The following is a 12,904-nucleotide window of genomic DNA, read 5'->3' on the forward strand; positions in this document are numbered from 1 at the left end:
TTTGCCATTAGCGAAAATCTCGACTGCGTGTATCCAGCCCCTGAAGCAGCTCGCTGATGTCCTCCAGTCGGCCCGCCACTACATGCAGTACACCGTCCCTTGTTTCGACGGTGCCATCTACCCGCAGCAGCTGTGAGGCCACCAGCTCACGCCGCTGGCGCTCCGCCAGGGTGCGCCACACGACCACGTTGACCATCCCATACTCGTCCTCCAGCGTCACGAAGGTCACGCCGCTGGCCGTACCGGGCCGCTGCCGGCCGACTACCAGGCCAGCGACCCGGGCCGGCTGGCCGTGGCGCCGCTCCTTCAGCTCATGCGAGCTCATCAGCCGCCGGGCTGAAAGCTCCGGCCGCAGCAGCGTGAGTGGGTGGGGGCCCAGGGTGGTACCCAATGAGGCATAGTCCGAATAGAGGTCCTCGCCCACGGTCGGCGCGACCAGCTCCTGGATTTCCTCCTCAACCACCGCACCCTCAGCAAAGAGCGGCAGCTGGGGCTCGATCGCAGCCATCGCCCAGCGGGCCTGGAATCGATGTCCCGCCAAGCCTTTGAGTGCGCCCGCATCCGCCAGGCACTCCCGGGCTTTGGCATCGAGACCGGCGCGCAGGCACAGATCAGTGACATCGCTGAATGACCGCTGTCGGCGGGCCTGCTCAACCGCGCGCCCAGCTTTCTCGGCCAGGCCGCACACCATCCGCAGCCCCATCCGGATCGCCGGTTGCGGGGTATCCGCGACATCCTCAAGGCTGCAATCCCAGTCGCTGCAGGTCACGTCTACCGGCAGGGTCTGCAACCAATGGCGCCGGGCGTCCTGCAGGATCTGGTCTGGGCTGTAGAAGCCCATGGGGTATGAATTGATCAACGCCGCCGCGAAGGCCGCCGGCTCATGGCATTTGAGCCAGCAGCTCGCATAGGTGAGCAGGGCGAAGCTGGCCGCATGAGATTCGGGAAAGCCGTAGCTGCCAAACCCCTCGATCTGCCGGAAGATGTCCGCGGCGTACTCGGCGGTGTAGCCGTTGGCGAGCATGCGCGAGGTGAGCCGCTCCCGGTGCGGCTCAAGCCCGCCATGGCGCTTCCAGGCCGCCATGCTGCGCCGCAGCTGATCGGCCTCGCCGGGGGTGTAATCGGCAGCGAGGATGGCGAGCTCCATCACCTGCTCCTGGAACAGCGGGACGCCCAGGGTTCGGCCGAAGACGCGCTCCAGCGCCGGCGGGTAACTGATCTCTTCCTGGCCCGTCCGCCGGCGCAGGTACGGGTGAACCATCCCTCCCTGGATGGGGCCCGGCCGGACGATGGCCACCTCGATCACCAGATCGTAAAAGGTCTGTGGCTTCAGCCGCGGCAGCATGGCCATCTGGGCGCGTGATTCGATCTGGAACACCCCGAGCGTATCGGCCCGACTGATCATGGCGTAGGTCGGCTTGTCCTCCTGGGGGACGGTGGCCAGCGTCAGCTCCTCGCCTCGGTAGCCTTTGACCAGGTCGAAGCAGCGGCGTAGGGCGCTGAGCATGCCCAGGGCGAGGATGTCGACCTTGAGCAGGCCCATGGCATCAAGGTCGTCCTTGTCCCACTGGATGACAGTGCGTCCTTCCATGGCCGCGTTCTCGACCGGTACCAGGGTATCCAGCGTCTGGTCGGCGATGACGAAACCGCCCGGGTGCTGCGACAGGTGCCGAGGGAATCCGATCAGCTCGCCGGTGAGCACCAGGATCCGGTGAAGGAGGGGGCTATCAGGATCGAAGCCAGACTCGCGGAGACGCTCCGGCGGCGGCAGGTTGTCGGTCCAACGACCACAGCAGTCCGCCAGCGCGGTGATCTGATCTGGCGGTAAGCCCAGGGCCTTGGCCACGTCCCGCACAGCGCCCGCGGCGTGATAGGTGGACACCACCGCGGTGAGGGCGGCGCGCTGCCGGCCGTACCGGCGGAAGATGTACTGGATGACCTCTTCCCGGCGATCATGCTCGAAGTCGACGTCGATGTCCGGCGGCTCATCGCGCTCGTGGCTGATGAATCGCTCGAACAGCAGGTTGATCCGGGTTGGATCCAGCTCGGTAATGCCCAGGGCGAAACAGACTGCAGAGTTCGCGGCCGAGCCGCGCCCCTGGCAGAGGATCCCCTGCTGCCGTGCGAAGCGGACGATGTCGTGCACTGTCAGGAAGTAACTCTCGTATGCCTTGTCGGCGATCAGCTGCAGTTCCTTCTCGATTTGAGCGTGCAAGCGATTTGATAGACCCTCCGGCCAACGCCAGGCGCAGCCTTCCTCGGTCAGCACACGTAGCCAGCTGGTGGCGGTGTGTCCCTCCGGAACCACTTCGCTGGGGTACTGGTAGCGCAGCTCAGCCAGGTTGAAGGTGCAGCGTTCGGCGATGCGCAGGGTTTCCTCCAGCAGCTCGGGCGGATAGCAGCGTGCCAAGGCTTCACGGGTACGCAGATGACGCTCCCCGTTCGGGAAGAGCAACTGGCCAGCTTCCGCCACCGGGACGTGATGGCGAATCGCGGTGATGGTGTCCTGCAGTGCCCGGCGCCCGCGGCAGTGCATGTGCACGTCGCCGGCGGCGACCAGCCCTATGCCTAAGGCCGCTCCCAGTTCCTGGAGCTGCTGCAGCCGCACCTTGTCGTCTTGGTCGAAGTGGAGCTCGGCGGCGATCCACAGCCGGTCAGGAAACACCTCCAGCAACCAACGCACCGACTCCGCTTCCCCGTTCCGCTCCGGTACCCAGAGCGCGACAAGGCCAGCGACCTGGCCAAGGTCCTCGCGCAGCAGCCGGTAGCTGCCTTTGTCCGCCCGCCGGCGGGCGAGGGTGATCAGCCGGCACAGCTGCTGGTAGCCCTGCAGGTCTTCCACCAGCAGCACGAGCTTGGGGCCCTGGGCGACCTGAAGTTCCGCGCCGACGATCAGCCGGACGTCATGCTTCTCCGATGCCTGCCAGGCCCGCACGATGCCGGCGAGGGTGCACTCGTCAGTGATGGCCAGCGCCTCATAGCCCTTGGCCTTGGCCCGCTCGAACAGCTGATCGACGCTTGAGGCACCGCGCTGGAAGCTGAAGTTCGACAGGCAGTGCAGCTCCGCATAGCCGGGTGTCACGCGAACCACCCCTGCACCCACCAGCCAGCCCCCTCCGCCTGCGACTGGAAAGCCCAGGCCGTACGCCCGTCTGCGAGTTCGAGCACGTAGTAGTCCCGACGGGCATCCTCACCGTCCCACCACCCGCTCTCGATCCGCTCCGGTCCGCTTAGGACCCGTGACTGATCGACATCCAGCGGCTCCGGCGCCGGCAGCAGCCAACCCGGCCGTCGATTCGGTCCCAATGCCTGGAGTGCCAGAGACGGCGTATCGCGCCGCCAGGCCCGCTCCGGTCGGTGATCGCTCTGGGCGCCCACCGCATAGACCGCGTCGTCGCCCAGGCGCGACCGCAGCCGCTCACGCAGTTGCTCCCAGCTCACCGTCTGTTGCGGGCGCTCATCAAATAGGCCGCGGTGCTGAGGGACGAACGAGGGCAACTCGTCAGCGACCAGGCCAATCGCGAGTACCGGCTCTACCACCTGGGTGGGCTCCAGGCGGCCCCGGGCAAATTCGAACAGCAGCGCAGGGTCCCGCTCGGGTGCAAGCAGACCTACCACGATCTCGGTTGTCGGCGCCTCACGGTGTTCGAGACGCAGGGTGAAGCGTTGGGCACCCATGTCTCGGCCGGCGAGACAGGTGGCCAGGTCCGAGGTCAGTCGGCGCAGCGGGAACAACAGGGCCTGCGTCGACTCGACTTCGAAGTTGAGCTCGATCCGCAGCCTGAAGGTGGTCGGGGGCAGGAAAAACTCCAGGGGCAGGACCTTGCTGCCCAGCATTTGATCGAGGTGATTGAGCAGGCTCAGGGGGAAGCGCCGTGCGAGCTGCGCCCGGGGCAGCGCTAGCACCTGGTTCAGCTGGCGCAGTCCCATGCGGCCCAGGGCCTGGACGATCTCAGGCTCGAAGCCCAGAAGCGCCACCGGCAGCGTGCGCAACGCGCTGGCCAGGCCGGCATCGTCCCGAACCGCCAGGCTGTCGCCGGCGTTGGCCAACACTCGGGCGGCGACCGGGTTCGGTGCCAGGGTGATCCGATGGCCGAACCCCAGAGCTGTGAGCTCCTGACGTAGGCGCGCCTCGAATCGGGGCCACGGGCCGAAGAGTGGCAGGCTCGACTGCACCTCGAGCACCAAGGCGTCAGCGAAGTGCAGGCTCACCTGGGAGCTGAACCCATAGGCCCAGGCGGCGAGGAGCTCGTGCTGGCGCCTTAGTGCCGCCTCGTCGTACTCCACTGTCGCAAACTGCGGGCAGATCGCCTGGGCAGCGGTGTACGTCATCTCTGGCCGTAGCCCAAGCGCCAGCGCCGCAGCATTTGCCGCCTTGATGATCCGTCGCTGGATAGGCCCGTGGAGCAGTACCAGAGCCTCGTCCGGGTCAGGACAGTTGCGCAGCACACCGTCCAGCGCGAACTGCGGGAAAAAAATGCAGGCCCATTTCATGGCAGTCGTCCCTCAATGCCAGACCCGATGCGCAAGCGCCGTTGCCGGTGGGTTGCCGCCGCGGCACTTGAGCACCCGCAATTGCTGAGGTGAACCCTCGAGGACCAGGCGTAGCGCTGCAGGTGACGCGTTGACCGCCTCGCGCTGGTGGCGGAACGCAAAGGCCAGGGTTTGCCCGGTCTCTGCAGCCACCTGCAGCCGGCGCAGCGCGCGATCGTCCGCACGGCTTGGCCAGCAGAGCACCGCACCACAGCTACCGGAGCGCAGGCACTGCTCTGCCGCCCACAGCACGTCTTTGCCCTGCACCTCGATGATGCTCAGCCGGCCAAGATCGACGCCGGCCTGTAGCCAGGCGTGCGGATAGAGCAAGTAGGGAGGGGCAATCAGCACCACTCGTTCGCCGGCGGCGGTGAGGCGCGCCAGCGTTGGCCATACGAGCATCAGCTCACCCAGGCCCGGTCGGGCGCTTAATATTTCGGTGAGCGCTGCATAAGGCCAACCGCCGAGGGGTAGCTGGGCGTCGAGCGCCGAGTGCCCGGTTGGCTGGGTGCTGGCGTCGTCGACATGAGGACTCTGCCCGCGCCATACGCGGCGACTATCGAGCAGGGAGTCGAGCGCTACGACATTGGTGGCCGCGTTATCCATGCTGCACCCCCGTCGCCGCCGACGGCGTGCTGCCGCGCTCGGTGAGCAGCACCTGCAGCTGCGCGCGTACCTTGAAGAGGTCAGCGTGCAGGACGGAGTTCATCGACTCCAGCCGCAGGATATGGCGCTGAGCGCGTGAGAGGGGATCGTCGCGGTCGTCCGGAATGAGTCGGTCACCGCGGGGTACGTGGCGCTGGTTCTCTTCCTGGACGAACTGGATGTAGCGCAGTCGGTGGCGCTGTACCTCCGCCGTCAGGACATCCCGCTCAGCAACCAAAATACGATTGGCGCGCTGGGCTTGCCCCAAGCACTGACGCACCTGGTCTAGTTCTTCAGTCAGCAGATCAACGAGGTTGCGGCAGTACATCAGCTCCGTAGGACGGAAGAGGGACTGCTGCTGTTCGAAGCTGTCCTGCTCATCACCAAGCATGTCCATGGCGGCCCACCTGCTCAGTCCCTGAAGCCATGACCTTCTGATACTCGACAGAACGACCGGGACAACCGTGGCAGGGACGAGGGATGGGGCGCGAAATGGACATGGGATAGACCTCCTTTCAGGGTACTGTATGGATAGACAGTAATCAGCGAAAGGGTTCCCAGCAAGCTTGACACCGACGAACGGTAGAGGCGAAGCGGCAAGTGTTGATAGCGCAAGGAGGTAGGCTACTCTCCGCCCAGCAAACCTTGCACCATTTAAGTAAATAAGGATTGAACGACCCACCGTTCGGGCAACGGAGTGTGTATTTAGGATGTTCCCAAGAAACAAGCCCTGTGCGAGTTGCGTCTGGTAGTCTCTTATGTATAAATTTCAACGATAGTCTTGTATGATATTTACTAATTCTGCAGATGGTTATTAAATATGTCTGATGATGAGGCGAAAATGAATCATAAAGTATCGGTATCTGGTGCGCGTATCATACCGCTGCCCCAGCTACCACTTCGCGATCAAATCGATCATCTTTCAGGGGTCGTATACTCTCAAGTTACGGATGTTCGGTCAGTGCGCAAGCTCGAAATGTCCCTCCTAATCCCGCGGAATGACAGACCCAAACCTGCAATAATATTTTTTCCTGGTGGTGGCTTTATTTCCAGTCATCACGATAGGTTCATCGAGTTGCGATACGCTTTAGCACAAAGAGGATTTGTGGTTGCCGCCGCGCAGTATCGCGTCCTTCCAGAACGCTACCCGGCTCCGATAGAGGACGCCAAGACCGCCGTTAGGTATCTACGCGCTCACGCGCAAGAGTTTGGCATCGATTCCGCTCGAATTGGCGCTTTGGGAAATTCTGCAGGTGGATATCTTGTCCAAATGCTTGGCCTGACAAACGATGAGTCTAAATTTGATAAGGGACCTTGTCCTGATCAATCGTCTGCTGTGCAGGCGGTAGCTAGTTTATATGGGATTTCCTCTTTGCTAGATGTTGCAGGTACCGAGCGCGCTCATGTGAAACAAGCTTCTCCAGCTTCGCCCGAGGCGCTACTTTTACACGGCTTTACGGTTGGTGATCATGTTGGAAAAAGCATCCAGGATGATCCCGAGTTGGCTATTTCATGCAGCCCTGTGGGTTACTTGGAAGGAAAAAAGCCTCCATTCCTTATTATGCATGGTACAGCAGACAAGCTCGTATCACCCATGCAGTCGGAGCGGCTTCACGCTGAACTGGTCGCACGCGGAAATCGCGCCGATTTTTACCTGCTCGAAGGTGCCGGTCACGGGGATATCTACTGGTTTCAACCTTCAGTAGTTGACCTGATTACCGAATGGTTTAGAGGCGCTTTTTAGAGGTGGTCTTCATAACGCCGGGCTTCCGCTTAGCGCTTAGGTCAGCCTGGCCGCTCTGTAACAGCGCTTTCGTGACAAAGTTATTTTTCAACTGCCGCTCAACAAAATCCTGGATATAGGCAGCCGCCAGCGTTCTACCGCGTGGCACCGCGATGGCCTGCTGAATCGAAGTGAATGAATCCTTCAGTACCCGCAGACCTGCATTGGCCTTCGCGAATGCATCAAGGGGCTGACGTACTCCAGCAGCCGCATCAAGGCGTTGCTCGCAAAAAAGCTCGACAGCAGCTACAGAGGTGTCAGCCCGCTCAAGCCGTGCCGCGGTGAGCGTTCTACTCAGAAAGAGGTCGTACGCCGCCCCTCGGCCAACAGCGATAACAGCCTCCGCATGATCGAGATCTGCAGCCGTCTGATAGCGGGAACCGCTCGCCACAAGGTAGGTGCCCTCAATGATAACGTAGGGAGTACTGAAATGAAGTTGGGCCTCGCGCACCGGCTCGATAGCTAGGAAAGCAATGTTCCAAGCGTTTTCTGCTAAGGCCCCGAACACCTTGCCTGCGGCATCAAACGTAATGAACTCGACGTCGAGATTGACTTCTTGTGCCAGGCATTCGGCAAGGGCAACAGATACGCCCTTAGGCGCGCCTTGGGGCCCCGGTTGCGCAAGGACTGGATTGCCGAAGTTGATGGCCACCCTCAAGACCCCAGTAGGAGCCAATTCGCTCTTTACCTGTGCTAGATCATGCACATCAGTACTCCTTGATTATCTGACGTCTCACCGTATGGCGCGCGTGAGGGTCGGCAGGTGACTAGGCGGTTTTAAAAATCATGCACACCGGGCTGCCCGTATTGATCGCGATTTTTGGGGTGTCCAGACGCCCCTCAGGTATCACGCTAAGCCGTTGGATGTTGTCGCTGTCTTCGTTAGCCGCGAATACGAAACGACCATCCGGCGATATCGTCATGAAGCGTGGTTTACGCCCGCCGCTCGCCTGGTATCCAACGGCCTGGAGCCAACCAGATTTCGAATCCAGTGAGAAAATCGCGATCGAGTCGTGTCCCCGGTTGGAGACGTAGAGAGTTTCGCCATTAGGTGCCATGACAATGGCTGCTGCACGACTGGATCCGGTGAAGTCATCGGGGAGGGTGGGGAGTACTTGTATGGCCGCCAATGCTCCACTTTCGCCATCGTAGCGATAGGCCGTGACGGTACTGTCGAGCTCGTTGACCACATAGGCGAAGGGGCGGCCCTTGGGTGCGAACACTACGTGCCGTGGCCCAGCTGACTCGCGGGTTTTCACCACGCTCGTTTGGACGAGGCTCGGTTTGTCCGTGGTGGTTTCGACCCGGTAGACGAACACCGCATCCAAGCCCTTGTCCGGCACTACGACATGGCGACCGAACGGATCGAAAGGGATCATGTGAGGGTGCGAACTGGCTTGCTCGATCCGGTGCGGCCCTGGCTCGCCTGGAAGCTTCTGCAGGTCGGCCACTGCAGCGAGCTTACCGTCCGCACCAAATGGAATCAGCGCAATGGCGCCGGTGGCATAGTTGGCAATGGCGAGAAAATGATTGGTTGGATCTACCGACAGATGTACCGGATTGCGACCTTCGCAACTGACGGTGTTGATCTTCGACAATTGGCCCGTATTGCCGTCGATCGCGAAGGCACTGACTTCCTGCTGATCGCCATGCACACAGAAGAGGAATGTCTGTTCGCGGTCAAAGCACAGGAAGGACGGGTTAACCACGTCCTCGACCGTTTGAATCAACTTCGCCTGACCCGTCTCGGCATCGTATTGGTAGACCGTGATGCCAGCTCCCCGCGCGTTTCGCTCACGCGTGGTACGCGATCCGACATAGACGAACTTGGCGGCTTGCGCAGTGGTTGTCATAGAAGAAGCGCTCGGTGTGGTGGCTGCGAGCAGGCGGCTGGAAGCCAGACTAGTCGTGGACAGGACGGCTGCAGCGCTGGCCAGGCGAATGAAATGACGACGATTGAAAGGCGTCTGCGACATGCTTCAGGTACTCATCGGCTATTGTTTTTGTGATGAGCAGCGCCGGGCAAACAGGTGCCCGGCTGCTGGTGTGATCAGTACTGTTCGGGAAGGAGTACCCAGCCTTCCATCAGGCGACGAGCGCTGCGGCTCATCACGGCTTTTTCCACTACCCAAGCGCCGTTGATCTGCTGGGTCTGGGCGCCGACAGCGACCGTTCCTGCGGTATGCCCCATCTGCACCTGACGATTACCGATGTCGCCCGCGATGCGATTGACGAGCGTCCCTTCCAGGGCCGCAGCGACTGCAACCGCGACGGCACCCGTGCCCGTGATGGCGTGGTGGAGTTTGCCCATCGAGACGATGCGGGCAATGACGTCTATCTCGGCGGCCTCTACTTGTTTTCCGCCGGCTGCCACATAGCTGGCCGGTTTTGCCACGAGGCAGAGCTTGGGCGTGTGTGGCCGCAGGGATGTGGCTTCCTCCGGCGTAGCGGCCAAGCCCATGGCCACCGTACAGTGGGCACGGATGGTTTCCAGCTGGGCAAGCAGCTCAGTGTTTCCGTTGACCTGCTCCTGAGTCTCGGTGCCTACGAGCCCGACCCGGTCGGCCTCCACAAAAATTGTGGGATTGCCCGCATTGAGGAGGGTGGCCGGCAACGCTGGAAACCCAGGAATGTCGAGCTCATCGATGGTGTTGCCGGTAGGCAGGATGTTGCCACCAGAGCCGCCAGGGTGCATGAACTCGACGACAACTTCGGCCGCAGGGAAGGCGACGCCGTCCAGTACGAAGTCCCCTTCCTCGACGACATCCCCATCGCGCATCGGCACGTGTGCAATGATGTGCTTCTGGATGTTGACCTGCCAGATCCGTACGGTGGCGATGCCGTCACGAGGCGCGTCAACCAAGCCCTGGGCGATGGCGAAGGGGCCTACCGCGGAACTGAGGTTGCCGCAGTTGCCTGACCAGTCCACGACCGGATTTTCGATCGAGGGCGCACCGAACAGATAGTCGACGTCAGCGTCATCACGGGCGGACTTGCCAATGATCACTACCTTGCTGGTACTCGACGTAGCGGCACCCATCCCATCGATCTGCTTGCCGTAGGGGTCGGGGCTGCCGATGACCCGGAGCATGAAGGCGTCACGCTGCGGCCCGGCCGGCGGCACGTCCTTATCCAAGAAGAAAACGCCTTTGCTGGTACCGCCACGCATGTAGACGGCAGGGATACGTTGTTGAGTCATTTTGCAGTTCCTTCAAGAGCAACGGTTTTGCCAGCCTTTTCCAGACGCTCCACCAACAGCTGAGGCAGCAGGCCACCCCGTCGGAAGTAACGAACGTCCTCGAAGGTGTCCAGGCGGCTGGTGACGGTGACACGTTCCACTTCGCCGTCTTCTCGCTCGACGACCAAGGTGAGCTTCGCGCCGGGTACGAATTGCTCATCGATGCCTTCCACGCTGAACAGCTCTCGCCCGGTAAGGCCCAGGGTTTGCCGCGAGACGCCTGTCTCGAATTGCAGCGGAAGAATGCCCAGTCCTGCGAGGTTGGTACGATGGATGCGCTCGAAGCTCTCGGCGACGACGACCCTTACGCCCAGCAGCCGTGGACCTTTCGCTGCCCAGTCGCGAGAGGAGCCGCTGCCGTATTCCTTGCCCGCGATGACGATCAGCGGCTGTTTACGCGCCGCGTACGTTTGAGCGGCCTCGAAAACCGAAGTGATCTGATTTTCCGGCAGCACTACGGCCCAGGGGCCTTCACGACCGTCGGCAAGCATCTCGTTCTTCAGCCGTGGGCTGGCGAAGGTCGCTCGTTGCGCTGCTTCATGGTTGCCCCGACGCGTGCCATAGGAGTTGAATTCCGGAACGTCAATGCCGTGACTCTTGAGGTAGGTGCCGGCATCGCTGTCGGGGAGAATGGCACCGGAAGGCGAGATGTGATCAGTCGTGATGTTGTCAGACAGCATCACCAGCGCGCGCATCTTTTGCAGGTCTTTCTCCGGGACGGACGCGGTGAGCGCTTCGCTCCAGTAGGGGGGCTTGCGAATGTAGGTGCTGTCGGCTTGCCAGGCATACTGGTCACTGACGCCAGCACGAAGATCCGATGCGATCAGGCCAGCCTCGCGTGGGATATTTTCGTAAGCCTTATCGAAGAGATCTGCTGAAAGCGAGGCTTCTTCGATCCGGGCGAGCTCGTCATCAGCTGGCCAGAGCTCGTGCAGATACACTGGCTTGCCTTCGCTATCGGTACCGAGGGGATCCTTTTCTGGGTCAATCAGATAGGTACCGGACAGGGCGTAGGCTACGATGAGCGGCGGCGACATGATGAAGACTTCACGCGCCAGCGGATGTACACGCCCCTCGAAGTTCCGATTGCCCGAAGTGGCCGCCACCGTTTCCAGCTTGCGCGTCCGGATCTCGTTCTCGATCTCTTCGTTGATCAGCGGGCCTGACATGCCGTTGCACGTCGTACAGCCGTAACCGACGACGTTGAAACCGAGCTGATCCAGATCCTTGTTTAGACCCGCGCGCTCAAGGTAATCGGCGACTACTTTAGAGCCGGGGGCAAAGGACGTCTTGACCCAAGGTGCGCGTTTCAGGCCGCGGCGCAGCGCGTTGCGGGCTACCAGTGCGGCGGCAATCACACCCCGAGGATTCGAGGTATTGGTACAGCTGGTGATGGCGGCAATGACTACCGAACCATTATCTAGACCCGACGGCAGCGAGGTAGCAGGATCCTTTTTGCCTAGCAGAATGCGCTGGTGGGGCTGCTTGGGGCCGGCGATAGCCCGACCGACCGTAGACAGATCCAGGGTGACGACACGGTCGTATTCCACCTCGGTCAAGGTGTCGTGCCACAGGCCCTGTTGCTTGGCATAAGCCTCAGTCAAGACGGAAATCTCTCCACCACGGCCGCTCAAGCGCAGGTAGTGAAGGGTGCGCTCGTCGATTGCGAACATCGCTGCGGTGGCGCCGAATTCCGGAGCCATGTTCGATAGGGTGCCGCGATCAGACAGCGACAGGGTGCTCACCCCGGGGCCGAAGAATTCGAGCACGCTACCGATGACCCCTGCCTTGCGCAGCAGCTCAGTTAGGGCCAGAGAAATATCCGTCGCGACGTAGCCACTGGGCGGCGCCCCCTCCAATCGTACGCCGACGATTTCTGGCACACGCATCATCAGGGCCTTCCCCAGCATCGCAGCTTCAGCCTCGATACCGCCAACGCCCCAGCCCAAAACGCCGATGGCGTTGATCATCGTGGTGTGGCTATCAGTACCTACTAGGGTGTCGGGAAACGCCCACAGCTCGCCGTCGATCTCCTTGGTGCCCACGACAGTCGTCAGGCGCTCTAGGTTGATCTGATGAAGGATGCCATTGCCTGACGGCACGATGGACAGGTTGTTGAACGCCTTATTGCACCAGTCCAAGAAGGCAAACCGCTCGGCATTTCGCTCGCGCTCAATTGCCTCGTTTTCCGCTAACGCCTTGGCATTGCCCCAGCGCTCGACATTCAGAGAATGATCGACAACCAGGTGCGTAGGGGTAACGGGGTTGACCTGCCTGGGGTCACCGCCACGTTCTGCTACGGCATCGCGCAGACCTGCCAGGTCTACGAGTGCGGGTGTACCTAGCAGATCCTGCAGTACGACGCGCGCAGGGCGGAACGGAATGTCCTGATCCTTCGCGCGCTGACTTACCACGCTCAATGCAGCAATCGGCTCAGCCTCGGTACGCAGGATGTTTTCCGCAAGGATGCGCAGGGAGAGAGGCATCTTGGCGAAGTGTCCGCCAACTGACGCCACTGCCTCCCGAATGTTCGCAACACGATAGTCGCGGCCATTGGCAGCTAGGTGTTGACTCCGAATCTCATTCATCACAGCGACCTCACAGGCATGTTTTTGTGAGGCCATATTGCACTCGATAGCTATCTAGGTCAATCTGGATGCAGTCGAGGCGAATGAGCTGGCTTGCCGTACGAACGATGCAATCTG

General features: G+C 61.4%; 9 protein-coding genes. 1 reads left to right on the plus strand and 8 read right to left on the minus strand.

What is annotated here, in order from left to right; all coding sequences use genetic code 11:
* Positions 1–7 precede the first annotated feature (7 nt).
* Genes PSEK12I1_RS0112695 through PSEK12I1_RS0112710 form a run of 4 tightly spaced genes read right to left on the minus strand, consistent with a single transcriptional unit; the run spans position 8 to position 5,575 of the window.
* On the minus strand, positions 8–3,082 hold the full coding sequence (locus tag PSEK12I1_RS0112695) for an error-prone DNA polymerase (protein WP_027601752.1): 3,075 nt from the start codon (positions 3,080–3,082) through the stop codon (positions 8–10).
* Positions 3,079–4,494, minus strand: coding sequence for a DNA polymerase Y family protein (locus PSEK12I1_RS0112700; RefSeq protein WP_027601753.1), 1,416 nt, complete (start codon positions 4,492–4,494; stop codon positions 3,079–3,081). Before PSEK12I1_RS0112700 ends, PSEK12I1_RS0112695 begins: the two co-directional genes overlap by 4 nt.
* A gap of 12 nt (positions 4,495–4,506) precedes the next feature.
* Positions 4,507–5,139, minus strand: coding sequence for a translesion DNA synthesis-associated protein ImuA (gene imuA / locus PSEK12I1_RS0112705; RefSeq protein ID WP_027601754.1), 633 nt, complete (start codon positions 5,137–5,139; stop codon positions 4,507–4,509).
* Positions 5,132–5,575, minus strand: coding sequence for a hypothetical protein (locus PSEK12I1_RS0112710; RefSeq protein ID WP_027597871.1), 444 nt, complete (start codon positions 5,573–5,575; stop codon positions 5,132–5,134). Before PSEK12I1_RS0112710 ends, imuA begins: the two co-directional genes overlap by 8 nt.
* Before the next feature lie 423 nt (positions 5,576–5,998).
* Here PSEK12I1_RS0112710 and PSEK12I1_RS24365 point away from each other — a divergent pair, with 423 nt between their 5' ends.
* Positions 5,999–6,922 carry an alpha/beta hydrolase gene (locus tag PSEK12I1_RS24365; protein ID WP_197027414.1) on the plus strand — a complete coding sequence of 308 codons (924 nt, stop codon included), beginning with the start codon at positions 5,999–6,001 and terminating at the stop codon, positions 6,920–6,922.
* Here the strand turns inward: PSEK12I1_RS24365 and PSEK12I1_RS0112715 are convergent.
* From PSEK12I1_RS0112715 to PSEK12I1_RS23750, 4 genes are all read right to left on the minus strand, one after another.
* Positions 6,906–7,667, minus strand: a complete 762-nt coding sequence (locus tag PSEK12I1_RS0112715; RefSeq protein WP_027601755.1) for a transporter substrate-binding domain-containing protein — start codon at positions 7,665–7,667, stop codon at positions 6,906–6,908. The two genes, PSEK12I1_RS24365 and PSEK12I1_RS0112715, sit on opposite strands and share 17 nt — an antisense overlap.
* Before the next feature lie 61 nt (positions 7,668–7,728).
* Entirely contained in the window at positions 7,729–8,937 is a 1,209-nt protein-coding gene (locus tag PSEK12I1_RS0112720; RefSeq protein ID WP_231500999.1) for a lactonase family protein, read from the minus strand.
* A gap of 74 nt (positions 8,938–9,011) precedes the next feature.
* Positions 9,012–10,160, minus strand: coding sequence for a 2-methylaconitate cis-trans isomerase PrpF (gene prpF / locus PSEK12I1_RS0112725; protein WP_027601757.1), 1,149 nt, complete (start codon positions 10,158–10,160; stop codon positions 9,012–9,014).
* Positions 10,157–12,787, minus strand: coding sequence for an aconitate hydratase (locus PSEK12I1_RS23750; protein WP_037007080.1), 2,631 nt, complete (start codon positions 12,785–12,787; stop codon positions 10,157–10,159). Before PSEK12I1_RS23750 ends, prpF begins: the two co-directional genes overlap by 4 nt.
* Between the last annotated feature and the right edge of the window lie 117 nt (positions 12,788–12,904).

This window comes from Pseudomonas sp. MOIL14HWK12:I1, assembly GCF_000510705.1.
Lineage (GTDB): Bacteria > Pseudomonadota > Gammaproteobacteria > Pseudomonadales > Pseudomonadaceae > Chryseomonas > Chryseomonas oryzihabitans.